22 protein-coding genes are annotated in these 25,490 nt (G+C 42.7%); 19 read left to right on the top strand and 3 right to left on the bottom strand.

Annotated features, from left to right (window positions below):
• Nucleotides 1–72: 72 nt before the first annotated feature.
• From recJ to A0125_RS09430, 4 genes are all read left to right on the top strand, one after another.
• On the top strand, nucleotides 73–1,773 hold the full coding sequence (gene recJ / locus A0125_RS09445; RefSeq protein ID WP_066754955.1) for a single-stranded-DNA-specific exonuclease RecJ: 1,701 nt from the start codon (nucleotides 73–75) through the stop codon (nucleotides 1,771–1,773).
• A gap of 32 nt (nucleotides 1,774–1,805) precedes the next feature.
• Nucleotides 1,806–2,540, top strand: coding sequence for an LPS export ABC transporter ATP-binding protein (gene lptB / locus A0125_RS09440; RefSeq protein ID WP_066754953.1), 735 nt, complete (start codon nucleotides 1,806–1,808; stop codon nucleotides 2,538–2,540).
• A gap of 34 nt (nucleotides 2,541–2,574) precedes the next feature.
• On the top strand, nucleotides 2,575–4,119 hold the full coding sequence (locus A0125_RS09435; RefSeq protein ID WP_066754951.1) for a GH3 auxin-responsive promoter family protein: 1,545 nt from the start codon (nucleotides 2,575–2,577) through the stop codon (nucleotides 4,117–4,119).
• A gap of 275 nt (nucleotides 4,120–4,394) precedes the next feature.
• On the top strand, nucleotides 4,395–5,453 hold the full coding sequence (locus tag A0125_RS09430; protein WP_066754949.1) for a branched-chain amino acid aminotransferase: 1,059 nt from the start codon (nucleotides 4,395–4,397) through the stop codon (nucleotides 5,451–5,453).
• Nucleotides 5,454–5,536: 83 nt separating this feature from the next.
• Here the strand turns inward: A0125_RS09430 and A0125_RS09425 are convergent, their stop codons facing one another.
• Together A0125_RS09425 and A0125_RS09420 are read right to left on the bottom strand one after the other, a co-directional pair.
• Complete coding sequence (locus A0125_RS09425; protein ID WP_066754947.1) at nucleotides 5,537–6,322, bottom strand: GLPGLI family protein; 786 nt, start codon at nucleotides 6,320–6,322, stop codon at nucleotides 5,537–5,539.
• A gap of 30 nt (nucleotides 6,323–6,352) precedes the next feature.
• Nucleotides 6,353–9,118, bottom strand: a complete 2,766-nt coding sequence (locus A0125_RS09420) for an outer membrane beta-barrel protein (protein WP_066754945.1) — start codon at nucleotides 9,116–9,118, stop codon at nucleotides 6,353–6,355.
• Nucleotides 9,119–9,292: 174 nt separating this feature from the next.
• Between A0125_RS09420 and A0125_RS09415 the strand changes: the two genes are divergently transcribed.
• The 11 genes from A0125_RS09415 (at nucleotide 9,293) to A0125_RS09365 (ending at nucleotide 19,429) form a co-directional block, all read left to right on the top strand.
• On the top strand, nucleotides 9,293–10,663 hold the full coding sequence (locus tag A0125_RS09415) for a dipeptidase (RefSeq protein WP_066754943.1): 1,371 nt from the start codon (nucleotides 9,293–9,295) through the stop codon (nucleotides 10,661–10,663).
• A 111-nt stretch (nucleotides 10,664–10,774) separates the two neighbouring features.
• Nucleotides 10,775–11,515 (top strand): lysophospholipid acyltransferase family protein, encoded by a 741-nt coding sequence (locus tag A0125_RS09410; RefSeq protein WP_066754942.1) that lies wholly within the window; start codon nucleotides 10,775–10,777, stop codon nucleotides 11,513–11,515.
• A gap of 115 nt (nucleotides 11,516–11,630) precedes the next feature.
• Nucleotides 11,631–11,852, top strand: coding sequence for a DUF2795 domain-containing protein (locus A0125_RS09405; RefSeq protein WP_017258669.1), 222 nt, complete (start codon nucleotides 11,631–11,633; stop codon nucleotides 11,850–11,852).
• Nucleotides 11,853–12,015: 163 nt separating this feature from the next.
• The gene (locus tag A0125_RS09400; protein ID WP_156472500.1) at nucleotides 12,016–12,543 is read left to right on the top strand and encodes a hypothetical protein; all 528 of its coding nucleotides are present in this window, start codon (nucleotides 12,016–12,018) and stop codon (nucleotides 12,541–12,543) included.
• Nucleotides 12,544–12,801: 258 nt separating this feature from the next.
• Nucleotides 12,802–13,791, top strand: a complete 990-nt coding sequence (gene trpD / locus A0125_RS09395; RefSeq protein WP_066754939.1) for an anthranilate phosphoribosyltransferase — start codon at nucleotides 12,802–12,804, stop codon at nucleotides 13,789–13,791.
• Nucleotides 13,784–14,428, top strand: coding sequence for a phosphoribosylanthranilate isomerase (locus A0125_RS09390; RefSeq protein WP_066754937.1), 645 nt, complete (start codon nucleotides 13,784–13,786; stop codon nucleotides 14,426–14,428). Before trpD ends, A0125_RS09390 begins: the two co-directional genes overlap by 8 nt.
• Entirely contained in the window at nucleotides 14,406–15,590 is a 1,185-nt protein-coding gene (trpB, locus tag A0125_RS09385; RefSeq protein WP_066754934.1) for a tryptophan synthase subunit beta, read from the top strand. Before A0125_RS09390 ends, trpB begins: the two co-directional genes overlap by 23 nt.
• A gap of 6 nt (nucleotides 15,591–15,596) precedes the next feature.
• Complete coding sequence (gene trpA, locus A0125_RS09380) at nucleotides 15,597–16,370, top strand: tryptophan synthase subunit alpha (RefSeq protein WP_066754932.1); 774 nt, start codon at nucleotides 15,597–15,599, stop codon at nucleotides 16,368–16,370.
• 12 nt (nucleotides 16,371–16,382) lie between these two features.
• The gene (locus tag A0125_RS09375; protein ID WP_066754931.1) at nucleotides 16,383–16,868 is read left to right on the top strand and encodes a SixA phosphatase family protein; all 486 of its coding nucleotides are present in this window, start codon (nucleotides 16,383–16,385) and stop codon (nucleotides 16,866–16,868) included.
• Nucleotides 16,869–16,889: 21 nt separating this feature from the next.
• Nucleotides 16,890–18,893 (top strand): thioredoxin domain-containing protein, encoded by a 2,004-nt coding sequence (locus tag A0125_RS09370; RefSeq protein ID WP_066754930.1) that lies wholly within the window; start codon nucleotides 16,890–16,892, stop codon nucleotides 18,891–18,893.
• Nucleotides 18,894–18,928: 35 nt separating this feature from the next.
• The gene (locus A0125_RS09365; RefSeq protein WP_066754928.1) at nucleotides 18,929–19,429 is read left to right on the top strand and encodes an FKBP-type peptidyl-prolyl cis-trans isomerase; all 501 of its coding nucleotides are present in this window, start codon (nucleotides 18,929–18,931) and stop codon (nucleotides 19,427–19,429) included.
• 43 nt (nucleotides 19,430–19,472) lie between these two features.
• On the opposite strand, the gene mnmD is transcribed toward A0125_RS09365, so the two are convergent.
• Nucleotides 19,473–20,150, bottom strand: coding sequence for a tRNA (5-methylaminomethyl-2-thiouridine)(34)-methyltransferase MnmD (mnmD, locus tag A0125_RS09360; RefSeq protein ID WP_066754926.1), 678 nt, complete (start codon nucleotides 20,148–20,150; stop codon nucleotides 19,473–19,475).
• Nucleotides 20,151–20,223: 73 nt separating this feature from the next.
• Between mnmD and A0125_RS09355 the strand changes: the two genes are divergently transcribed.
• From A0125_RS09355 to A0125_RS09340, 4 genes are all read left to right on the top strand, one after another.
• Nucleotides 20,224–21,432: a dicarboxylate/amino acid:cation symporter gene (locus tag A0125_RS09355; protein ID WP_066754925.1), complete on the top strand. Its 1,209-nt coding sequence runs from the start codon at nucleotides 20,224–20,226 to the stop codon at nucleotides 21,430–21,432.
• 195 nt (nucleotides 21,433–21,627) lie between these two features.
• On the top strand, nucleotides 21,628–22,047 hold the full coding sequence (locus A0125_RS09350) for a cytochrome c maturation protein CcmE domain-containing protein (RefSeq protein WP_066754922.1): 420 nt from the start codon (nucleotides 21,628–21,630) through the stop codon (nucleotides 22,045–22,047).
• Between the two features lie 28 nt (nucleotides 22,048–22,075).
• Nucleotides 22,076–24,538 (top strand): heme lyase CcmF/NrfE family subunit, encoded by a 2,463-nt coding sequence (locus A0125_RS09345; RefSeq protein ID WP_066754919.1) that lies wholly within the window; start codon nucleotides 22,076–22,078, stop codon nucleotides 24,536–24,538.
• On the top strand, nucleotides 24,538–25,302 hold the full coding sequence (locus A0125_RS09340; RefSeq protein ID WP_066754918.1) for a Rossmann-like and DUF2520 domain-containing protein: 765 nt from the start codon (nucleotides 24,538–24,540) through the stop codon (nucleotides 25,300–25,302). The genes A0125_RS09345 and A0125_RS09340 overlap by 1 nt, the downstream gene beginning before the upstream one ends.
• Nucleotides 25,303–25,490: the final 188 nt, after the last annotated feature.

The following is a 25,490-nucleotide window of genomic DNA, read 5'->3' as shown; positions in this document are numbered from 1 at the left end:
GTATAGGATGTAGAAATTAGGCTATTACGTGTTTAAAACCGTACATTTACCATAATTTCACAAAGCAAAGGTATGCAAAAAAGGTGGTTACTAAAACCTAAAAATAATGCGGCAACGACCCGCCATTTACGCGATGAACTCGGAGTAAGTGACGTAGTTGCCAACCTTTTAGCACACCGCAATATCGAAACATTCGCTGCGGCACGGGAGTTTTTCAGGCCTTCGCTTTCCTATCTTCATGATCCTTTTCTCATGAAAGACATGGACGTAGCAATTGCACGCATCACGCAAGCGATTACCAACAAAGAAAAAATTTTGGTCTACGGGGATTATGACGTAGATGGCACCACGGCTGTATCAATTGTCTATACTTTTTTACATCAATTTCACACTGGACTGGAATATTATATTCCTGATCGTTATGCGGAAGGTTATGGTATTTCTTACCAAGGAATAGATTATGCGCAAGAGCATGGCTATACGCTAATCATCGCTTTGGATTGTGGCATTAAAGAAATCGACAAAGTAGCTTATGCCAAAGCGAAAGGTATTGATTTCATTATCGGTGATCACCATTTGCCGGGTGATACCATTCCAGAAGCATTAGCAGTACTCGACCCTAAGCGAGTAGATTGCCATTATCCATACAAAGAGCTTTCGGGATGTGGCATTGGATTTAAAATTATACAAGCCTTTATCCTGTCGAATGATATGGATATGGAACAGGCTTATCAATACCTAGATTTGGTCGCCGTAAGCATTGCATCAGACATTGTACCAATCACCGGCGAAAATCGCTTGCTCTGCCACTTTGGCTTGCAGAAATTGAACAGCAATCCCTCCTTTGGGCTTCGGGCGTTGATTGAATTATCCAATAATCGCAAGGATTTTTTCACGGTCAATGATATCGTGTTCCAGATTGGGCCTCGCATCAATGCAGCTGGCCGTATCGAGCATGCCAAAGATGCCGTAAAGCTACTCACTTCCAAATCGGTCGCAGACGCGTTGGTATTTTCTGAAAAGGTAAATCTTCAAAATAATGAACGTAAGGACGTAGACCTTCGCATTACAGAAGAAGCTATGGCACTTATTGAGCAAGATGAAACTTTGCAAAAGCGCAATTCAACGGTGTTATACAAAGCCGACTGGCACAAAGGTGTGATTGGTATCGTAGCATCACGCCTTACCGAGAAGTATTACCGACCTACCATCATCTTAACACATACGAATGGCCATGTAGCCGGTTCTGCGCGTTCGGTTTTGGGATTCGATTTGTATCAGGCGCTGGAATCCTGTAGCGATTTGTTAGAACAGTTTGGTGGTCATAAATATGCTGCTGGCATGACGATGCCCGTCGAAAACGTACCACTTTTTCAAAAGCGCTTTGAAGAAGTGGTCACACAGCGAATCACGCCCGAGATGCTAACGCAAGAAATCTCCATCGACATGCCCATTCATCTTCGTGAGATCGATGCAAAGCTTTTTCGCTTACTCAAACAGTTTGAGCCATTCGGACCCCAGAATGAGCAACCAACGTTTATCTCCAAAGGCGTAACTGTACAAGGCCAAGCGCATATTGTAGGAGCCAATCACATTAAGATGACTATTGTACAAGAGGATAGCGCTCCATTCGCCTGTATTGCCTTTGGCTTATCAGATCATATAGATTTTATTAATGCTGGGAAGCGGTTTGATATTTGCTACACCATTGAAGAAAACACCTGGAAATCGCGGAAGAATTTGCAGCTGAACATTAAAGCAATTCGATATTAACCGATATATTTGTAGGTGAAGAACTTGGATACATGATACTAAAAGCAGAACACCTTGTAAAAAAATATCGGCAGCGAACAGTCGTTAATGACGTGTCATTTCAAGTAGAGCAGGGCGAAATTGTGGGTCTACTAGGACCTAATGGAGCCGGCAAAACAACCTCTTTTTACATGATCGTCGGATTGATAAAACCCAATGATGGCCATGTCTATCTTGATGACGTAGATATTACCAAAGATGCGATGTACCAACGTGCGCAACGCGGAATCGGATATTTGGCTCAAGAAGCCTCGGTATTCCGCAAAATCACGGTAGAAAACAATATCCTCGCCGTTTTAGAAATCCACTATCCCAACAAACAGGAACGCAAAGAGAAACTTGAAGAGTTGCTTACGGAATTCAGCTTACATCGCGTCCGCAAAAACCGCGGCGACCTACTTTCTGGAGGGGAGCGCAGACGTACGGAGATTGCGCGCGCTTTAGCGGCTAATCCTAGCTTCATTTTGCTTGACGAACCCTTTGCTGGTGTAGATCCGATTGCTGTAGAAGAGATTCAGACTATTGTAGCCAAACTAAAAACAAAGAACATCGGCATCTTGATCACCGATCACAACGTACAGGAAACACTTTCGATCACAGATCGCGCCTACTTATTGACCGAAGGAAAAATCATGCTGACAGGCACGCCCGAAGAGATCGCCGACAATGAGCTGGCTCGTAAATTTTATCTGGGTCGACATTTTGAACTGAGAAGGAAAAAACTATAAATTAGCAATTGCATAACTAACTATAAACTCTCACATGGCCATTCTCAACTCTTTATTCACGTGGTTTATGAAAAAGCGAATTCATCAAATTGAGCTTTTCATGAAATATCCCCACGACGTGCAAGAGGAATGGTTTCAAAGTCTGATATCTACGGCAGAAGCGACAGAATGGGGCAAACAGTACGACTATAAAAGCATTTTTTCGGTCGAGGATTTTAAAGATCGAGTACCCATACAGTCGTACGATTCGATCAAGGGATATGTAGATCGCATGATAAAAGGCGAGCAAAATATCTTGTGGCCCTCTGATATCAAATGGTTTGCAAAATCATCTGGTACCACAGCCGACCGAAGCAAATTTATTCCAGTTAGTCGTGAGGCTTTAGAAGAATGTCATTATCAAGGCGGCAAAGACATGCTGTCCATCTACTGTCACAATAAGCCTGATAATCAGGTATTCACAGGCAAATCGGTTGTCATTGGTGGATCTTCCCAGTTCAATAATTTCAGCAGCGATTCTTACTCAGGTGATTTGTCGTCCATATTGATTCGCAATTTACCATTCTGGGCAGAGTTTAAGCGTACACCTACTTTGGAGGTGACACTAAACCCTAATTTTGAAGACAAAATCGATCAGATTGCGCGTATCACAATAGCAGAGGACGTGACCAGCCTTGCCGGTGTACCGACCTGGAATCTCGTAATGGCGCAACGTATCTTAGAAATAACAGGAAAGCAAAATCTACTGGAAGTGTGGCCCAACTTGGAATTTTATGGCCATGGCGGCGTGAGCTTTAAGCCATATCGCGAAGAGTTCAAACGGTTGATACCGTCGGCAGAGATGTATTATCTTGAGAATTATAATGCTTCTGAAGGATACTTTGGCATCCAAGACCAGTCTGATTCGGAAGATCTTTTGTTAATGCTAGATTACGGAATTTATTACGAATTTCTGCCAATGGAGAATATAGCGGAGTCCAATCCCAAAACGTATGCTTTGGGCGAAGTAGAACTCGGCAAAAACTATGCTTTAATCATATCTACCAATGCTGGATTGTGGCGCTATATGATTGGTGACACCATTAAATTTACTTCACTATCGCCCTATCGATTTCAGATTTCAGGCCGCACCACAGCGTATATCAATACCTTTGGTGAAGAATTAATTGTAGATAATGCCGATCAAGCGATTCTAGCGGCAAGTGTCGCTACGGGCGCAACTGTTAAAGATTATACAGCCGGGCCTGTATATTTTGATAATGGCAAGGCTGGAGCACACGAATGGATAATTGAATTCGTTCAACAACCCAACTCATTCCAAAAATTTTGTGAAATCTTAGATACCAAACTTCAGGAGATAAATTCGGACTATGATGCTAAACGACATAAAGATATGGCATTAACTTTTCCTATCGTGCATAATGCACCAGAAAACACCTTTTATCGCTGGATGAAATCTAGAGGGAAGCTTGGTGGCCAAAATAAAGTTCCTCGCTTAGCGAATGATAGAACATATTTAGAACCGCTCTTAGCAGAAATTGGAATAATTGATCAATTGGGGCGGACCGCAACTTTGTAAAGATACACGAAATATCCAGCAATAAACTGAATCATATTCACCTCATTTTCCCGTTTAGTATCCTCTTTTTGAAGCATTTGCGTAGTGTCCATCCTGATTTATATGTATGATTCTCACTTATTAAACGCATAATGTTCGAATCTGCTACAAAGATACGCTAATTTTATCCCAATTACAATAAATTTATTGATTAAACATTATACACAACGAAAAAGAAATAGTTCCATATATTTTTTTTGCCTAAATTGCAGCCTTTCAGTAAAAATAATTTAGTTATGAGCACCACAAATATTCGTATAGAGCAAACACAACAATCAAGGTTAAATGCCGTTGATTTTGATAATTTGGTTTTCGGCAAGATTTTATCCGACCATATGCTCGTCGCGGAATATAGCAACGGTACTTGGAATGAGGTGAGTATCGTGCCTTATGGTGATATCTCAATCAGCCCTTCGATGTCGGCACTTCATTACGGCCAATCCATCTTTGAAGGTATAAAAGCATACAAACTGAATGATGGCCGAGTTAGCATTTTCAGACCGGACAAGAATTGGGAACGGTTCAATAAATCGGCCGCACGTTTGCAAATGCCAGAGGTGCCAAAAGAAATCTTTTTGGATGGCTTAAAACAATTATTAGCGGTAGATCAAAATTGGGTGCCAAATAAAGATGGTGCTTCGCTATACATTCGCCCGTTCATGTTTGCTACAGAGGCGGCACTGGGCGTCCATCCATCGGATTCTTACAAATTTATAATCATTACAGGACCTGTTGGCGCTTACTATAGCAAGCCAATTAGTTTGAAAGTAGAAACGCACTATACGCGCGCGGCCGATGGCGGTGTTGGTTTTTCTAAGAATGCAGGAAACTATGCACTGGCATTGTACCCGACAGAATTGGCGCACAAAGAAGGTTATGACCAGGTGATGTGGACAGATGCCCGCGATCATAAATATATCGAAGAAGCAGGCACCGCAAATTTACTTTTCCGTATTGGTGATACCATCATTACGCCGCACGGCGACACCATTCTACATGGTGTTACCCGTCGTACGATCATTGAGCTAGCAGATGCTTGGGGATTGAAGACAGAACAGCGCAAAGTATCGGTAGAAGAATTGATTCAAGGAATTGAATCCGGACAAGTAACCGAAGCATTCGCTGCGGGTACCGCTGCAACCATTACACATATTTCTAAAATCGGGTACGAAGGCAAGAATTATGAATTGCCGGCGGTAGAAACAAGGGAATTTTCTAACAAAGTGTTTCAATACTTGAACGATCTCCGCTATGGAAAGATTGAAGATCCATACGGATGGAATTTCATCGTGTAACTGGCCTGAGTTACGATACAACAAGAACGCTCCTCTTTATGAAAAGAGGAGCGTTCTTGTTGTATATCTGTTATCGTATTTCGCTAAATCTGAATAGCTGCAAGTATCAGATTAATTTGTTTCTCCCCCAACCAATCGCCAAGTGTTTCTCGCAATTTAGCTTCCATCTCGCGCCGGGTCATTGCTGTAGCACGTTTCGGGCCTACGTTAGCCTTTATTACTGGCGACGAGAAATCAACTTTGGTAGCATAAATATTATAGTGTTGCTCTGGAACTACTAGTCCTAATATCATTCCTGGCAAACTATGTACTGCACTCGGACCTGTAGGCAAAGGAATCTGATCGGTATAAAATGCAACAACGTACACCGAATCCAGCACGACACCGTTGGCACGGCGGCAAGAATATCCAGCGATTTCTCGGTATTCGTCTGTGATCTTCCATTTGACGTTTAACAATGAATCTTTGAGAAGAATGCTGGAACCCGCCATATCGAAATAAGACTGCGATTCTTTAGTTTTCAGATTTTGATATCCGACATTCTGATAGTCGAGTATACCCATATTGAGTAGATTGGTGACAATTGGGTCCAAGGTTTCTTTAATAGGTTCCCAATTTGCTTCGCTACCACTAAAAGAGAGTTTTTTCTTCAGCACTACGGTTTCATTCACCTTCGGAATTAACTCCTCAATATAACGACGCTGAAAATCTCCTTCTTTGAGCGAGTTTACATGCCGTCTTAACAAATTCTTGATGTGAATCGTTTTATCGAAAGTGACCACGCCCTCTTGCGGAAAGTAGGCGTACTGCGCTTGCACGAAAACAGGCAAACAGACGATTAAAACGATCAATTGTATTATATTTTTCATGTTATAGTTATATCTAACTTTACTTAATTACTAATTACTAACCCCTCCCATTACACTGAAATCCCAACTTACTTTGAACATAAAATACCTTGAAATAGTATTATAGCGCTGTTGGGAAATCATACCTGCTTGCTGGAAGCGTGTAAATCCAATATTTTGATTGAAAACATCATTCACATAGAGCTCTGCGGTTAAAGATTCATTTTTTAGGAACCTTTTGGAAATACCAGGTGTAAAAATCAAGCGAGTAAAGTTCTCATCGAAAGCTTCTGTTGCAGCTTCGTAGGTGTGTGCTGCGGTACCATAAACTTGGATTTTTAGTGGTAAAAATACTTTGAACCATAAGTTGCTCGACATGGTAAAGCCAGAACTGTTGAATTCGGGTTGTAATGAAGAGGACATCTTTCTCCAACCTGGGTTCAGGCTGAAATTAAAATCAACACTTTTTGTCGTGTTTTTCTCCGCTGCAAAACTAAGTCCATACGTAAGATTTTGGTTTCTATTCAATTCATTATTTTGATAATTATAACCATCCGTTATATTGGCATTGATGCCGTAGCGTCCTTGAATTTTATATTTCTTGATCAAGTTGCTACCAACTCCCCCCCAAATACTTCCAGAATTGTTTACACGTTCGCGCATATTATCAAATCGCATGGTTCGAACGCCGCTTGGTTCTACAAAGATATTCTGCTGTATTGAATTGTATTCTTGATTAAAATTACCACCAAAATACGTATAACGATTCTGGAGCATATCCCACGAGTTGTAGTACAAACTGTAACTATTTCGCTGAGCTGGAGTCAGATCCGGATTACCTTCTACAATATTCAATGGGTTCTCATTTTGGCGCAGAGGCTGTATCTGCATCAATGATGGTAATATATTATTACGATTTACATTTAAGTTTATACGCTTAGATTTTGTGATGTTATAGCGGATAAATGCTCTTGGATTGTATGTTACAAATGCACGATCAAGCTCTTCACTTGCGTAATTATTACGCTGAAACAAGTCGTCATGGCGTACATTGTTATTCAAGTTGAACTCTATTTTTTCTGACTTATAACCGACAGATAGATCACCACTATTGCGCACCGTATTAAAGTCAAAATCGTTACTAAATTCAGCATCTAACTCATTGTAAACTCCATCAGCATTGGCATTAAAAGAGTTATTTATAGAATGCGTTTTGGAATTATTGTAAGCATAGCCGATCGAAGTGCGCCAACGCTCGCTAAGCGGTTCGGTATAGGTAGCAGATGTTTGCAAATTATTCGATTTTCTCGACATCTCTTTAAATTGGTCGATAACCGTACGTATCGTATCTCCTATGTACTGATTAGTGACCGAGTTTAAAAAGCCTTCTCCGTTATCGTCAGAGATATTTCCAGCCAAACGGATGGACAGCGACCGTCCGACTTTATTGAACTTGCGGGTGAATAAACCATCGTAAGTAATATTGGAGTTTTTGGCATCAGTGCTCAGTTCCCTTATGTTGTCGTTAATTGGTTGATTATCCGCATTGGTACTAAACGCCTCGCCGTAGTCATGAGCTTCTCTTCTTCCGCTCGTTCCAGATACTTTTAACATCAACGTACTTAAAGAGTCAATATTCCAATCATAACGTCCGTTGAAACGATGACGTTGATTGGTCACATTACTATTGCTCAATGAGCTTTGATTGAAGGTCCCATTTGGTAAATTTTGTTGACTTAGACCTTCATTAATCTCATTGTTCTCGATTCGCCCAAACTTGTAGTTTAAATTGATCTTATTACCTTTTTTGCCAAGCTTATCCATGAAACTTAGACCCGTATTGAGCGCTTGCGGACGTCCTCGGCCGTTCCAATAACTAAACTCATCGCCCCCGCTACCAAAAAAATACATGTTACCATCATCCGATACCTCCATCTGGTCATCGCTAAGGCCAAATTTTTCTTCATCTTGCCAGCCTAAGCTAACAGTACCATCATTGGCAGCAATACCATATGCAGCTATTTTTTGCGATCCCCGGAATTTGTTTACAGCTGCTTTGCCGAGATAAAAATCATCCGTCCCTACGCCACCTTCCAGCTTTCCGAACATTCCATTCTTTGCATCCTCCTTTAGGGTTACGTTGATGGTTTGAATACGTTCCCCATCGTCTACACCAGTTCTTTCTGCGATGTCTGATTTTTTTTCATAAACCTGCACTTTATCGACCATATCCGAGCGCAAATTTCGAGTCACTAAGGTTGGATCGTCTCCGAAAAATTCTTCTCCGTCTACCAAAACTTTTTCTACCGTTTTGCCTTGCGCTGTGATCTTTCCAGATGCATCCACCGTGATACCAGGAAGAACTTTTAGCAAGTCTTCTACTTTTGCATTTTTCTCTGTAGTGAAGCTACCTGCGTCATATTCAATGGTATCGCCTTTAATGACAACGGGAATTCGTCCTGTAATCATTACTTCTTCGATCAAGTTAGCTACACCAGTAAGACCCACTTCACCGATATCTACATTACCTGCGCCTTTTTCCAATAATTGCGAAAACGAACCATATTTGGGATAGCTGATCATCAAAAGATAGTCCTCCGAATCAGGTTTAGTCATACTAAAACGACCAGCTTCATCAGCGCGGGAAAAGTCTACCAAGATAGAATCCTTTGCTTGAAGGAGCATAACAGTAGCATTGTGAAGTCCGGTTTTATCCGTATCATCGACTACTTTACCACCTATTTTGGATTGTGCGTGCCCTCCCAAGGCACATAGAAATGTTAGAACAATTACTAAAGGAATAGCAAGTTTTTTCATGAATTAAATTAATTATATCAGTTTAGTTAGGCACAAGATGATTTTTTCACAGGCTGTACACTATCTTTTCATAGGAGTTATTTACTCGTCTACTTACTTTGTCGCACGAAAGCGAATAATGTTACAAGATTAAACAAAAAATATTTCAGTAATTTTGTACAAACACAAAAAGTCATGCAAAAAATTAAAGATTATGTATCGGCAAACACCGATCGCTTCTTGGCTGAATTATTTGAGCTACTCCGTTTCCCATCAGTAAGTGCAGATCCTAAATACAAGGAGGATGTCATTAAAACGGCGGCCTTCGTTGCACAAAAACTGCAAGATGCAGGTGCAGATCAGGTCGAAGTTTGCGAAACTGCTGGATACCCGATCGTATACGGAGAGAAATTAATAGATCCTAAGCTGCCGACGGTATTGGTTTATGGACATTATGATGTGCAGCCTGCAGATCCCTTAGAATTATGGGATACGCCTCCATTTGAACCTACTGTGCGCGACGGAAAAATCTATGCCCGTGGTGCAGCCGACGATAAAGGGCAGTTTTATATGCACGTAAAAGCGTTCGAATACATGATGAGCGAGCAAGAACTACCATGTAATATCAAATTTATGATCGAGGGCGAAGAAGAAGTCGGTTCTTCTAACTTAGGCACTTTTGTAAAAGAGAATAAAGAGCGTCTGAGCGCCGATGTTATTGTAATCTCGGACACCGCAATGATTAGCCTGGAGCAGCCTTCGATTGAAACCGGGTTACGCGGACTTTCTTATGTAGAGGTGGAAGTTACTGGTCCAAATCGTGATCTTCATTCTGGTGTATATGGAGGTGCCGTGGCCAATCCAGCGACGATACTGTCCAAAATGATTGCCTCGTTGCACGATGAAAATAATCACATCGCAATTCCCGGCTTCTACGACGATGTAATAGAGCTATCTGATGCAGAACGCAAAGCATTGAACGAAGCGCCATTCGATGTGGAAGAATATAAAGCAGATCTTGGCATCAATGAGATTTGGGGTGAGGCGGGCTACTCTTCGATCGAGCGCGCTGGTACACGACCAACCTTGGAAGTAAATGGCCTATGGGGCGGATATATAGGCGAAGGCGCTAAAACCGTATTGCCATCCAAAGCATTTGCAAAAATCTCTATGCGTTTGGTGCCCAACCAAAATTCGACGCGTATTACCGAGCTTTTCCAATCGCACTTTGAAGGCATCGCGCCCAAATATGTAAAAGTAAAAGTGACACCGCATCATGGGGGCGAGCCAGTCGTAACTCCGACAGATAGTATCGCCTACAAAGCCGCTGAAAAAGCTTTGCACGAAACGTTTGGCAAAATGCCAATCCCAACGCGCGGTGGTGGTTCTATTCCGATCGTAGCCTTATTTGAAAAAGAATTAGGTATCAAGACCGTTCTTTTGGGATTTGGCTTGGATAGCGACAACCTGCATTCTCCGAATGAGAAGTATGGTATTGACAATTACCTGAAAGGTATTGAGACAATCCCGCTGTTTCACAAATACTTTACCGAATTGAGTAAATAACATAGAGGGGTTCGCAACGTACAATAGTTGCGAACCTTTTCTTCTCGGACTTTATGTAGTGAAAGACATCCGCGATCCGTTTTAAAACTGCCTCTACCTCGTATAACACATATGAATTTATTTTTACGGAAAGCACATCGCATTTATTATCTGAGTATGGCGTTCTTATGTTTTTCGCTATGCTTACCGATACTGTTGGTATTAGCGCAAAATCCTGAACGCAATTATGAAAAGCTTGTTTTATTGCGTAAGTGGATTAGCGTTGTTAGTGCTGCCCTAGCCGGCATTCGCTTTAAATTTCATTTTGAAGTACCGATAGATTGGTCTAAGAACTACGTCCTATGCCCAAATCACACCTCCATATTAGATATCTCGGTGCTCACGCACCTATGCCCACAACCTTTTTCATTCTTGGGTAAGATCGAGCTGTTGCGCAATCCGGTTACTGCGATCTTTTTCAAAACTATTGACATACCCGTCGATCGGGCCAATCGGATGTCTTCATTTCGAGCATTCCAAAAAGGAAGTGAATTGCTAAAGCAAGGGCGTTCCCTTGTTGTATTTCCCGAAGGAAAGATTGATGAAGAATATCCTCCACGACTACACGCCTTCAAATCAGGTCCATTTCGGTTAGCCAAGGACAATCAAGTAATGCTATTGCCCATCGTAATTCACAATGCTTGGGAATTATTATGGGATGATGGTAGCCGATTAGGATCGAAGCCGGGTAGTATTAAAGTATCGGTATTGCAGCCCATTGCGACAGACGCTTTGCTTGATACGAATACGAGAGCTATCGAAGAGTTGACCTACCAACGTATGTACAATTACATGTCTAACAACAAAAATTAACAATCTCAAAAATAGACAGTTATGTTTTTTGACATGGGTATTAAGTATCAAAACTTGCATAAAACAACTATTTTGCTACTTTTGCGAAAAGTAACAAGCTTAAATAGAGAAGACTATGTATTGGACACTTGAATTAGCTTCGCATTTAGAAGATGCGCCGTGGCCTGCTACCAAAGACGAGTTAATTGACTACGGAATTCGTTCGGGAGCACCGGTAGAAGTTATTGAAAACCTACAGGCACTAGAAGACGATGGTGAGCCATACGAAAATATCGAAGAGATATGGCCAGACTATCCTACTAAGGATGATTTCTTCTTCAACGAAGATGAATACTAGACCTTAAAAAGCCGCTTGACATCAAATCAGGCGGCTTTTATGTTTTCAAATGTAAAAAGCAATTTGAAGTGATTGCCCAGTATAGTCACGGTGATTACCCGGTTTGGTCACGACTTTTTTAATCCTTTCGACCGCATCACTGTCCAACTAAAAAAGTACCAGCATGAAAAACACTTTACTCGCGATATGTTTATCGGTTTTAAGCCTGCCACTCTTTGCGCAGATGCGCATAAAACGTGAAAAAAAACCGCAAGATAAAGCTATGCAAATCAGTACGGTGACTGATACAATTACTTCGGTAGCAGCAACTCGGTCGAACAGTATTCAGACCGCACAACAATTCATTGCTGATCTCGCCAATCCTAAATTGGCTTTGGATATCGTGCTTAGCAAACATGTATTGGTACAAGATGCTGATGACGAGATGTATGACTATCTTCTGGCGAGTTTAGCAGAGATACGACTAAATCTGCTAAGCAAACGTGTAGAAGATATCAGATATGTATCTTACAACGAGATGCCTCGTAAAGAGGTTGCGGACATTGATACCGAAGGGAAAGATACGGCTGACATGGTTTTTTTATACTCTGGCAAACGGCAGATGACTGCTTTGCTAACGCAAAACACAAAGATTGCCTCCTTTACGTTAGTTTCTAAAGGCGGAAATCGTGCACATTTTGTGACGTATTGATTGTCAAATAATTTGTTTTATCAAAAAGTATTCGCAATATTTGTTTTTATATAAAAATGAGAAATAGCAGTACATTTAAAGCTTGGTGGTGGCATAACGGTTAACGTTGTGGCAACATCCTATGTCTTCAAAATATACTGATAGAAATAGTGGGCTTGCCTTTTTGGCAAGCCTTTTTTTATGACGTGAGATACGTTCGAATTAATTAAGACTAAGCATAATCCCGATCGCGCTCGGCAACACGCAATTTAAAAACCGATGAAAGAGATATTATCCCATCTATTCGAATACAAATCCTTCGACCGCAAGGAAGCGTATGATATTCTGACAAACATTGCCACCGGCAGATACGACAGCCATCAGATAGCGGCGTTTATGACCACGTATGGCATGCGAAGTATCCGAGTTGAAGAATTACAAGGTTTTCGGGATGCGATGTATGACCTTTGCTTACAAGTGGAATTTCCCGGCTATCGCCTTATCGACATGTGTGGCACTGGAGGTGATGGCAAGGATACCTTTAACATTTCTACATTAGCCTCTTTCGTTGTTGCTGGAGCAGGATATCATGTTGCGAAGCATGGCAATGTGGGCGTATCTTCTGGCTGCGGCTCTTCCAATGTGATGGAACTGTTAGGTTATTCCTTTACCAGCGATCGCGATGCTTTACAAAAGCAATTAGATGAAGCTAATATCTGCTTTTTGCACGCACCACTCTTCCACCCTGCGATGAAAACTGTCGCGCCAATCCGTCGCGCATTGGGTGTCAAAACCTTTTTCAATATGTTAGGGCCACTAACCAATCCGGCAAATCCTGAATTTCAATCAGTCGGCGTTTTTAGCCTAGAATTAGCTCGTCTGTATGCGTACCTTTATCAGGGTGGCAAAAAACAATATAGCATTATGCATGCCTTGGACGGATATGATGAGATCTCTCTAACGGGCGATTTCAAAGTGATCGACAACGCTGGGGAACATTACTTTCAAGTTTCCGATCTTGGCTTTGACCCTGTGCTGGCAGAGCAGATCGGCGGCGGTAGCAATCCGGCGGAGTCTGCTGCTGTTTTTCGAAAAATCATTGGTGGTGAAGGAACCGATGCACAGAATCAAGTGGTATTGACCAATGCAGCCTTTGCCATCAAAACATTAGAACCAGAGAAAACTTTTGGAGATTGTTTTTACGAAGCAGAATCATCCTTATTAGGAAAGAAAGCACTCAACAGCTTATTGAAGTTGACCAATGGATAATAAATTAGCAGTAAAGGTGTGTGGAATGAAGGACGCGACCAATATCGCATCCTTACTTCAATTGCCGATAGATTATATCGGCCTAATCTTTTATGAGCGATCGCCAAGATTTGCGGGTCATGTAGATCCACAGATTTTCGATCAATACGACGTACCTAAAGTAGGCGTTTTCGTCGATCAGGCAGTAGAAGAGATAGTAGAAAGACAGCAAGCATTTCAGCTGGATGTGATACAACTGCACGGTCAAGAATCGCCTGCGTTTTGCCAAGAAATAAAGAACAAAGGCTTGACGGTTTGGAAAGCTTTTGGTGTGAATGCAAACTTTGACTTTAGCCTATTAGATTCATATCGTGAGGTCGTTGATCTATTTTTATTTGACACAAAAACACCTGCTCACGGCGGAAGCGGAAATACCTTTGATTGGGATTTATTAAACCAATACAATGGTAATACTCCATATCTGTTAAGCGGCGGAATCGGTGTGGATAACCTCACAACCGCATTAGAAAGAAAAGATAGTAGAATGGTCGGACTGGATCTTAACTCCAAACTGGAAATCAACCCTGGCCTCAAAAACATAGATTTAGTACAAAAAGCACTCAAAATAATTCATCATGAGCCAATATCAAGTAGATGATCGAGGATATTATGGTCCGTTTGGCGGAGCATACGTACCCGAAATGCTTTACCCGAATGTAGAGGAACTACAAAATGAATATTTGAACATCATCCAAGACCCTAGCTTTCGGGAAGATTTTGTCAAATTATTAAAAGATTACGTTGGACGGCCTTCGCCATTGTATTTAGCGAACCGTTTATCTGAAAAATATGGCGCACGCATCTTTTTGAAAAGAGAAGATCTTAATCATACGGGTGCGCATAAAATCAACAATACCATCGGCCAAATTTTGCTAGCCGAGCGCTTGGGCAAGAAGCGCATCATCGCCGAAACTGGCGCTGGACAACATGGCGTGGCAACGGCTACGGTTTGCGCGCTGAAAGGTTTGGAATGCGTAGTATATATGGGCGAAATTGATATTGAACGCCAAGCGCCCAACGTTGCTCGAATGAAAATGATGGGAGCAACCGTCGTCCCCGCCACATCGGGTAGCAAAACATTGAAAGATGCCACAAACGAAGCACTGCGCGACTGGATCAATAATCCAGTAGACACCCATTATATCATCGGTTCGGTCGTAGGACCGCATCCTTATCCAGATATGGTAGCGCGTTTTCAATCGATTATTTCTGAAGAAACGCGTAAGCAATTGGTAGAGCAAACGGGCAGCAGCCATGCCGATCACGTGATTGCCTGCGTTGGTGGCGGATCGAATGCCGCCGGTATGTTTTACCATTTCTTAGACGATGATGCCGTAAATATTATTGCTGTGGAAGCAGCCGGTCACGGCGTCCATTCTGGAGAATCTGCAGCCACTACTGCTTTAGGACGTGAGGGCGTTTTGCACGGCAGTCGCTCAATCTTGATGCAGACGGATGATGGGCAAGTTATTGAGCCGTATTCTATTTCTGCCGGATTGGATTATCCCGGCATTGGACCGCAGCACGCTTGGTTATTCAAAAGCGGTCGTGGCACGTTTGCAAGCGCAACCGATGACGAAGCCATGCAGGCAGGGTTACTATTAACCAAGCTAGAAGGCATTATTCCGGCGATCGAAAGTGCGCATGCCTTGGCTCATCTGGAGAAAATGACCTTCAAAGGAGACGAAACGGTGGTGATTTGTCTTTCGGGTCGTGGCGACAAGGATTTGGACAATTACATGAAATATTTTGGCTTTTAAGAACACATGCGAACACTAGAAAATACCCGAAAAATATTACAAGGCGAACGCCTGTTGTCCATTTATTATACGGCGGGCTATCCAACTCTGGATTCAACCCTCGACATTGCGGCGACTTTAGAAAAAAGCGGAGCAGATTTCTTGGAAATTGGGATTCCCTATTCTGATCCCGTGGCCGATGGCCCCATCATTCAGGAAAGCTCTCAGAAAGCCTTACAAAACGGCATGTCGTTAAAGGTGTTGTTTGAACAGCTGAAACCACTAAGAGAACAAGTACAAATTCCTGTCTTTTTGATGGGCTATTTTAATACGATCTTGCAGTACGGTGTCGAACAATTTTGTGCGGATTGTAAAGCTGTCGGCGTAGATGGGGCAATCATTCCAGATCTTCCACTGTATGAATATGAGGAGATGTATCAGCCGATTTTTGAAAAATACGGCATCAGTAACGTATTCTTGGTGACACCACAAACTTCCGACGAACGTATTCGCAAGATTGACACGCTGAGCACGAGTTTCATCTATTTATTGAGCTCCAACGCGACTACGGGCAAACAATTGCAGGTAGAAGACCGCTCAGAAGCGTATTTTTCGCGCATCAAAAACATGGGATTATCCTCTCCGATCGTGATCGGATTTGGTATTTCCGACCGAGAAACGCATCAAAAAGCAACAAACTACGCGCATGGCGCAATCGTCGGAACGGCTTTTGTGAGGATTCTGGGGAAAGAAAATCTCAGGGATAGGGATATTTCAGAATTTATTGCCACATTCAAATAAAAATGACGTCCTATGAAGAGGTTATATATCATCCGCCACGGAAAAGCTGAGGATCCAAACTTTGCAAAACGGGATTTCGAACGTAATCTTGTCGAGCGAGGGCGTCAAGATGCGATACATATTGCACAGCAGATCGTGGAACAAACCAAGTTTGATGAGCATACCTTGGTAATTTCTTCTGCCGCTAATCGTGCCTTTCAAACCGCTGAAATCATGTGTCCGATATTTCAGTATCCCACCAATCAGATCAAGTTGGCGATAGAAATTTACGAAGCGCATCATCTGGATATCCTGCAAGTAATAAATAAGGTACCCGACCATGTATCTACGCTGATTGTATTTGGGCACAATCCCGGCCTTTCATCGCTAGTGAGCTACCTGACGGATCAATACGCCGAACTAAAAACAGCAAATGCTGCTTATTTGGAATTCCCGGATAACATGACCTTTTCACAGCTTTCTGGAGAAACCGCCACGCTGAAGCACGTTTTCGAATAATCGCACTCAACCATCAACACCATGGCAAATAAACTCGCAAACGAACGCTCGCCCTATCTTCGCCAGCACGCGCATAATCCAGTAGATTGGCATCCGTGGTCTGCTGAAGCATTGGAGAAAGCCAAAAAAGAAAACAAACTATTGATCGTGAGCATAGGCTATTCTGCCTGCCACTGGTGCCATGTCATGGAAAAGCAGAGTTTTGAGAATGAGGCCATCGCACAGACGATGAACAAATTCTTTGTACCTATTAAAGTAGATCGCGAAGAGCGTCCGGATATTGACCAGATCTATATGATCGCAGTGCAGTTGATGACCAATGCAGGCGGCTGGCCGTTGCACGCCGTTTGCTTGCCGGATGGACGGCCCATCTATGGCGGCACCTATTTCAAACCGCAAGATTGGCAAAATACCTTATTGCAGATCGCCAAAATGTGGGAAGAAACGCCCGAGGTAGCCATCGAATATGCGGAGAAATTAACTGCTGGAATACATCAGGCAGAGCAACTGCCGATCAGTGCTATTCCAGAAAAGTACACGCTAGCAGACTTGCAAGATATTGTCCGTCCTTGGAAAGCTACCTTCGATCATAAAGATGGCGGATACGATCGTGCACCAAAATTTCCACTTCCCAATAATTGGCTTTTCTTCCTGCGCTTTGGTGCACTTTCTAAAGATCAGGACTTGTTAGATCACGTACATTTCTCACTAGAGAAGATGGCCAATGGCGGCATTTACGATCATGTAGGTGGCGGATTTGCACGCTATTCAGTAGATGGCCACTGGCATGTCCCTCACTTTGAGAAAATGCTGTATGATAATGCGCAATTGATCAGCTTATACAGCGAAGCGTACCAGCATCGCCCCACCTTGTTGTATAAGAGAACGGTAGAAGAAACCATTGCTTGGTTGGTTCGCGAGATGAAAGCGCCCAACGGTGGTTTTTACAGCGCCTTAGATGCTGACAGCGAAGGCGTAGAAGGGAAATATTACACCTTTAATCACGAAGAATTTGACCTGCTGGGTGAAGATGCAGATCTATTCCGCCACTATTATCAAGTGACGCAAAAGGGCAATTGGGAAGAGGAGTCTACCAACGTACTCTATGTTAGCGAAGATGAAAAGGCATTGATCCAAGAAGCTGGCTTTTCGGAAGAAGAATGGCATGAGTACCTACAAGAAATTAAACACAAACTCTATTCGTATCGCGAAACGCGTGTACGACCAGGTCTGGACGACAAACAAATCATCACTTGGAACGCACTGCTGATGAAAGGATTTGTCGATGCTTATCGCGTTTTTGATGAAGCAGAATATCTGCAGCAAGCGATCGATATTGCGGAGTTTATTCGCCAGCACGGCCTTACAAGCGATGGCTATTTACTACATCAACCCGCTGACACAAACCGGGAAATAAACGGCTTTCTCGATGATTATGCGTTTACAATAGAAGGTTTCACCAGTTTGTACGAAGCGACCTTCGATGAGCAATGGCTGGATTTTGCTAAAACGATCACCGAGCAGGCAATCCAACAATTCTACGATCCAGCGGCACAGACTTTCTATTACACTAGTACTACGAGTGAACAACTAATCGCGCGTAAGAGCGAGATCATGGACAACGTGATCCCGGCTTCTGCTTCGACCATGGTGCGGCAGCTTTTCAAACTGGGCTTATTGTATGATAAGCAAGAGTGGGCGGAGGTGGCAGAACAATTATTTGCTAACGTATTTCCTTATATCAAACGATATGGATCTGCTTATTCCAATTGGGCCATTCAACTAGCAGAATTGGTTTATGGCACGAATGAAATTGCTTTGACTGGCCAGCACGCCATAACATGGCGCAAGGAGTTGGATCAGCATTATATTCCCAACAAATTGACACTCGGGGGAACAAAAAGTATGCTTCCGTTGTTGTCTGATAGACAGGGTTTGGAATCAAAAGCCTACCTTTGTCGTAATAGTACATGTAGTCTTCCACAAAATTCCGTGAAAGCAGTACTAGAATTAATAAATCAGTAACGGGGAGTAAATAAACTCCTCCTAAAATCAAAAAAATGGCAGTAGAAAACAACAACGTGGTTACGTTGAACTACACACTCCATACCGTTGAAGACAACGGTGAGAAAACGTTCGTAGAACAAACTACCTCAGAAAATCCGTTAACATTTTTACATGGCGTAGGCATGATGCTTCCTAAGTTTGAAGAAAACATCACTGGACTAGACGCTGGAGATAAGACTTCATTTGAGCTAAATGCAGTAGATGCATACGGTGAGCGTGATGATAAAGCTATCGCACAATTGCCAGCAGATATGTTTGGTGAAATGGGCTTGCCTCCTGTAGGTGAAGTATTGCCTTTGCAAGACAACGACGGAAACCAATTTCGCGCTGTAGTGGTCGAAGTGACTCCAGAAGCCGTGGTGGCAGATCTGAACCATCCAATGGCGGGTAAGAAATTGAATTTCGATATCGAGATTTTAAGCGTACGCCCTGCAACTGAAGAGGAGCTGTCTCACGGACACGCACATGGTGCTGACGGTACTGAAGCTCACTAAATAACAAAACGAATAAGCCACCTATTGGTGGCTTATTCGTTTTTTATAACTTGGTAGCACGCAACATCTCTCGTTTGCCTGGCGCGCCAGGTGCTTTCTCGATCGAGAAGCCCAATGCTTTCATACTTCTTTTCAAATTTCCGGTAATCGCATAGGTCACAAATACACCGCCTTTTACCAATAGATTAGCAACATGGCTCAATACCTCATCCGTCCACATGTCGGGTTGATGAATAGCCGCAAATGCATCGAAATATACGACTTGAAAACATTGTGAAGGTTCAAAAGCCAGAATCTTTTGATGTGCTATCTCTAATGTGATTTGGGCATATAATGCTGCATTTCCTACCAGTGCTTTTTCATAATTCGTCAAAAATTCTTCCCACAGGTCCGGTTTTACGTACGCGTCGTAACCCGTTTGGCTTATTACTTCTTTGCTCAACGGGTAGGCTTCTACTCCACAGTAATAAAGTTTTAGTTGCTCCGAAGTGACATAATCAGCCGTTAATAAAAAATTCAACCCTGTCCCAAAACCAACTTCCAGAATATTCACCTGCGTTTCCGTAGGATTTTCAGCAAGATAATGCTTCAAACCTTGCTCCAAGAATACATGTTTACTTTCTTGATGTGCACCGTGCTTAGAGTGATAATGTTCACCTACCTCGGACTGATATAAGGTGCGAGAGCCATCGGCTGTCACGACAAAATGCGTCTTATCCATGCGTCAAAAATACGATTATATCCGGCATTCTTCATCCATATAGATCTTGTCCGAAAAAGCGTAACTTAGAAGCATGCGTCGGATTTTACAAAACTATCAATCGATTATATTGCTACTTATCGGGATCGTGGCAGGCAGTCTGATTGGGATGTTTGCGCCAGATCTTGTGACATACCTCAAACCGATCGGCGATATATTTTTGAATTTACTATTCGTCGCAGTCATTCCTTTACTTTTCTTTGCCATTACGGCATCGATAGGAACGATCCAAGACGGTGGTCATTTGGTCAGGATTGTGGGCGCGATGGTGGCTGTATTTGTCGTGACTATCTGTATCGCGTCGGTCGCAACCATTGCTGGCCTTTGGTTGGTACCGGTATCTGCCGTTGCAGATGCCGACACAACGCAATCCTTGCTTCAGAACAGTACTGCCGACGAATCGTGGGGAGATCGTATAGTGCGATTTCTCAGTGTCAGCGAGTTTCAAGAACTTTTGTCGCGGCAAAACATCCTAGCCTTCGTGCTTTTTTCGGTGTTATTGGGTATTGCTATACGCAAATCAGGGAGCGCTGCCAATGCTTTTCTGGCTTTTTTAGCATCTGGCAACGAAGTGATGCAGCAATTGCTTGCCTTGATTATGAAAGCCGGACCGCTGGGCTTGGGAGCTTATTTCGCCTATCAAGTGAAGACATTTGGTCCCGAACTATTCGGATTTTATGCCAAACCGATGGCTTTTTATTACATCTTTAGCTTGATTTATTTCGTCATCTTCTTCAGTTTGTATGCCTATGTAGCGCGAGGATTATCAGGTGTCGGTATCTATTGGCGCAATAATATTACACCGAGCCTCACGGCAATCAGCACTTGCAGTAGCTTGGCTACGATGCCTACTAATATTGCTGCCGCAAAACGTATGGGCATACCGAATGCTATCGCTAATGTGGTTATTCCGCTAGGAAACACCTTGTATAAAAATGGTTCTGCGATATCTTCCATCTTAAAAATATATGTCGCCTTCGCTATTTTAGGTTGGAATTTCTTCGAGCTTGAAACCTTGGTGCTCGCTGTTGGCATCACACTTTTGGTCAGTATGGTCGCTGGCGGTATTCCTAATGGAGGCTTCATTGGCGAGTTGCTGATGATTTCGATTTATGCTATTCCTAATGAAGCCGTTCCGGCCGTACTTATTATCGGAGCATTGGTCGATCCCTTAGCGACCATCCTCAATGCAACAGGAGATACTGTAGCTGCCATGTTGGTAGCACGTTTCGTCAAAACGTAAGCGAATACTATCAAATAGCGTCTCAGGAAGCTGTCTATCTTGGTAAAAGGCCATTGTACTGCAATAGAGTGCGATAGTGTACCAAACAGCGCCAGGTAAGAACATATTAGAACGATTCTAAATAATTAGTGAAATTTGTAAAATTCATTCCTTCGCTGCTTAATTCGTAATTTTGCAATTCGTAAAGAGCATAATATGAAAAAGAGTTCCATTTTATTGATGGTCATCATTGCCGTAGCGATAGCTATGATCTTGGTAATTTATACTGATTCCAGCACGTATTCTACTTTTACAGAGGCCAAGGAAAAGCAGACAGAATTGTATGTAGTTGGTGTTTTGAACAAGGAGAAATCTCTGGATTACGATCCTGTGAAGGATCCGAATCATTTCTCTTTCCACATGTTTGATAATGATAGCACCGAATGCCAAGTGGTTTTTAATGGTGCTAAACCGCAGGATATTGAACGTTCTGAGCAGATCGTTTTGACGGGAAAAATGGATGGCAATGTATTCCACGCCTCCAAGATTCTAATGAAGTGCCCGTCAAAATACAATCAAGACCAGATGGAAGTCATTGAGACATCTTCCGCTTTTAATACCGCTACCGTAAAATAAACTCCTCTACAACATCCCAATCTCAGATATGGATATCAACTTTATAGGCGAAAACTTATTACCCGGGCAGATCGGTCAATTTTTCGTTATTTTATCTTTTGGCGCAGCATTGCTTTCCTGTATTGCGTACTTCTTTGCGGCAAAAGAGCCGCACGATACGACATGGAAAACGATTGCCAGAGGAGCATTCTGGATCAATACGATCTCTGTCATCACGATCGGTTCCATTCTCTTTTATATTATCTACAATCACTTATTCGAATACCATTACTCCTACGCGCACTCCTCCAAATCATTACCTACCCATTACATCATATCCTCTTTCTGGGAAGGTCAAGAAGGCAGTTTTTGGCTGTGGATGTTTTGGCAGAGTGTGTTAAGCATGGTGTTATTGGCGACAGCCAAATCTTGGGAAAGTCCGGTAATGACCTTTGTGATGCTTTGCCAGACCTTCTTAGCATCGATGTTGATCGGCGTAGAAGTATTTGGCACACGTGTAGGTAGCTCGCCTTTTATCCTATTGCGCGATGCGATGAACTGGCCAATCTTGAGCGACCCGAATTACCTTTCGATGATATCGGATGGCCGGGGGCTAAATCCACTCTTACAAAACTATTGGATGGTGATCCATCCTCCTACGCTATTCTTAGGATTTGCTTCGATGATTGTCCCGTTCGCATTTGCGGGAGCAGGATTGTGGCAACGCCGTTACAAAGATTGGATTTCGCCCGGATTACCATGGGCGCTTTTCGCTGTTATGATCTTGGGTGCTGGTATTATTATGGGCTCTTTTTGGGCGTATGAAGCCTTAAATTTTGGAGGTTTTTGGGCTTGGGATCCTGTCGAAAATGTATCTATTATACCTTGGTTTACACTGATCGCGGCAGTGCATGTGATGGTGGCTTTCAAAAATTCGGGACAAGCCTATTTTACAGCTACTTTTCTCGCTTTAATTAGCTTCGTGTTGGTGATCTACGCTTCATATTTGACGCGTAGTGGTATTTTGGGCGAAACCTCGGTACACTCCTTTACTAGTTTAGGGATGTCTGGGCAGTTGATTATTTTCAATGCTATTTTCTTTATCGTTATGGTTGGCCTTTTGGTATGGCGTCGCAAAGAAATCCCGAGCACACAGAAAGAAGAAGATATTTATTCTCGTGAATTCTGGTTATTCATCGGCGCTTTGATTTTGACGGTTGCTTGTATTCAGATTATTGCCACCACTTCTATTCCAGTCTTCAACGCGATATTCGGCACAAAAGTAGCCCCTCCGATTGATCCTATTCCACATTACAACAAATGGCAGGGCGCTTTTGCCGTAGTCGTGATGCTGGTCACTGGTTTTACGCAATTCCTAAAATATAAACGCAGCGATGCGAAGAAATTTTGGTCTTCAATACTAATCGTATTGGTGGTTTCATTGATTCTTTCGGCTGGCGTTGTGTATGCGACTAAGGTATATACCAATATCATGTATATTTTGATCACGTTTGGTGCGGTGTTCTGTATCCTTGCGAATGGCAAAATATTAACAGATGCGTTTAAAGGCAAATGGCGCCTGGCTGGTTCGGCCGTATCACATATTGGTTTTGGGTTACTGTTGATCGGCGCCCTAGTTGCTGCCGCCACCAGCGAGGTGATTTCTCAGAACAGCAGCGGTTATATCGCGGTAGCTGGTTTTGATCAAGTCGAGAAGCCAGGCGAAAACCTTTTCCTTACAGAAGGTGAGCCAGTACAAATGGGTGATTATCGCCTAACCTACATTGGCGATAGCGTGGCGATGCCCAACGTGTTTTATAAGATTAAATACGAAAACATCGACGAGGAAACAGGTAAGGTGAAGGAAGAATTTGTACTAACACCATTTGCGCAAAACAACCCGCAAATGGGTGGATTGATCGGTACGCCTTCTACGAAACATTACGTGACACACGACATCTATACGCTGATTACTGCTGCTGCCTCAGATAGTCACAACAACGATCCAAAAGCTAGTGATAGCCAAAAATCTGGCTTCGAAGACTATGACGAACCTGCAACTTACGAGGTTAATCTGGGTGATACCTTGCGCTACCGTAATGGTTTCTTTATTGTCGAAAATATCAACCGCGATGCGAAAATCGAGAATATTCCGAAAGGTGATGATGATATTGTATTTGGCTTGAAGATCCGTGTGATTGCATCAGATGGCAAAGAATTTCAAGCGGAACCCTTATTCCTAATCAAAGACGGCAACGTATTTGATTTTCATAAAGATGTAGAAGAGCAGGGCTTACGTTTCCGATTCTCTAACATTAAACCGCAGGCCGATAAATTAGAATTGATGGTTTACCAAAAGCCACTACCCGAGAAAAAATGGGTGGTGTTTAAAGCTATCAAATTCCCATACATCAACTTCTTCTGGTGTGGTACCATCGTGATGACAATTGGTTTCTTGATGGCGATCTACAGGCGTTGGAAAGACAACCAGAAGCCACGCGCTGCAGTCTAATGAATATGGTACTTATCGGCAGCGGCAATGTGGCGCACCATCTCGGTGTTGGATGGCAAGCTGGCGGCCACCGTATCGTACAAGTATATAGCCGCAATGCTGATCATGCAAAGCGATTGGCTGATGTATTGCACTGCGACGCCACAGATTCACTTGCAGCAATTAGCCCAAATGCAGACTTGTATTTGCTTGCTATCACAGATCAAACATTACCAGAACTCGTTCAGCAATTGCCCATATCGTGGAAAGGCATCGTCGTACACTGCTCTGGCGCAACAACGTTAGGTATATTAGATAGGTGGAAAAATTACGGTGTGATCTATCCTCCGCAAAGTTTGTCTAAAGATGTTCCGACAGATCTGTCTTGTATTCCGTTTGCTATTGAAGGCAATACCCAAGCAGTTACGGACTATTTAATACAGCAGATGAGTGCGATAGCCCCCTTATCTTTTGAGGCGAATACCACACAGCGCTTGGCACTGCATTTGGGTGCCGTTTTTGCCAATAATTTTTCCAATGCGATGTATCAAATTGCTTTTGACATCCTGGCAGCGCAGCAACTTTCTCCAGATCTTATCCGGCCAATTATACTGGAGACTGCTCGTAAGGTACAACAGCACATCCCCGCCGATGTACAAACCGGTCCGGCACGCAGAAATGATGTGCTTACCATGAAGAAGCATTTGGACTATCTCAAACAAGAGCCAGATTGGCAAACGATTTACCAAATAATATCTCAATTCATTAAGAAAAGCGAGATTTAAAATGTCTTTGTTATCAATTAAGTAAATCTTTTTACAAAGCATATATTTCTTCTATATACTCATTGATCTTCCTAATTTTGCAGTACGAATGATGCCATTGCGCGCCTTCATGGCCGGAGACAGGTTCGTCAGATCTTTTTACTCGATTGGAAGCGAAATTTGGTCTGTTAGTTGTATGACAAAGAGAT

Source organism: Sphingobacterium populi, assembly GCF_001586775.1.
GTDB lineage: Bacteria > Bacteroidota > Bacteroidia > Sphingobacteriales > Sphingobacteriaceae > Sphingobacterium > Sphingobacterium populi.
The sequence above is the reverse complement of the archived record's forward strand: the minus strand, read 5'-3'. Positions and strand labels throughout refer to the sequence as shown.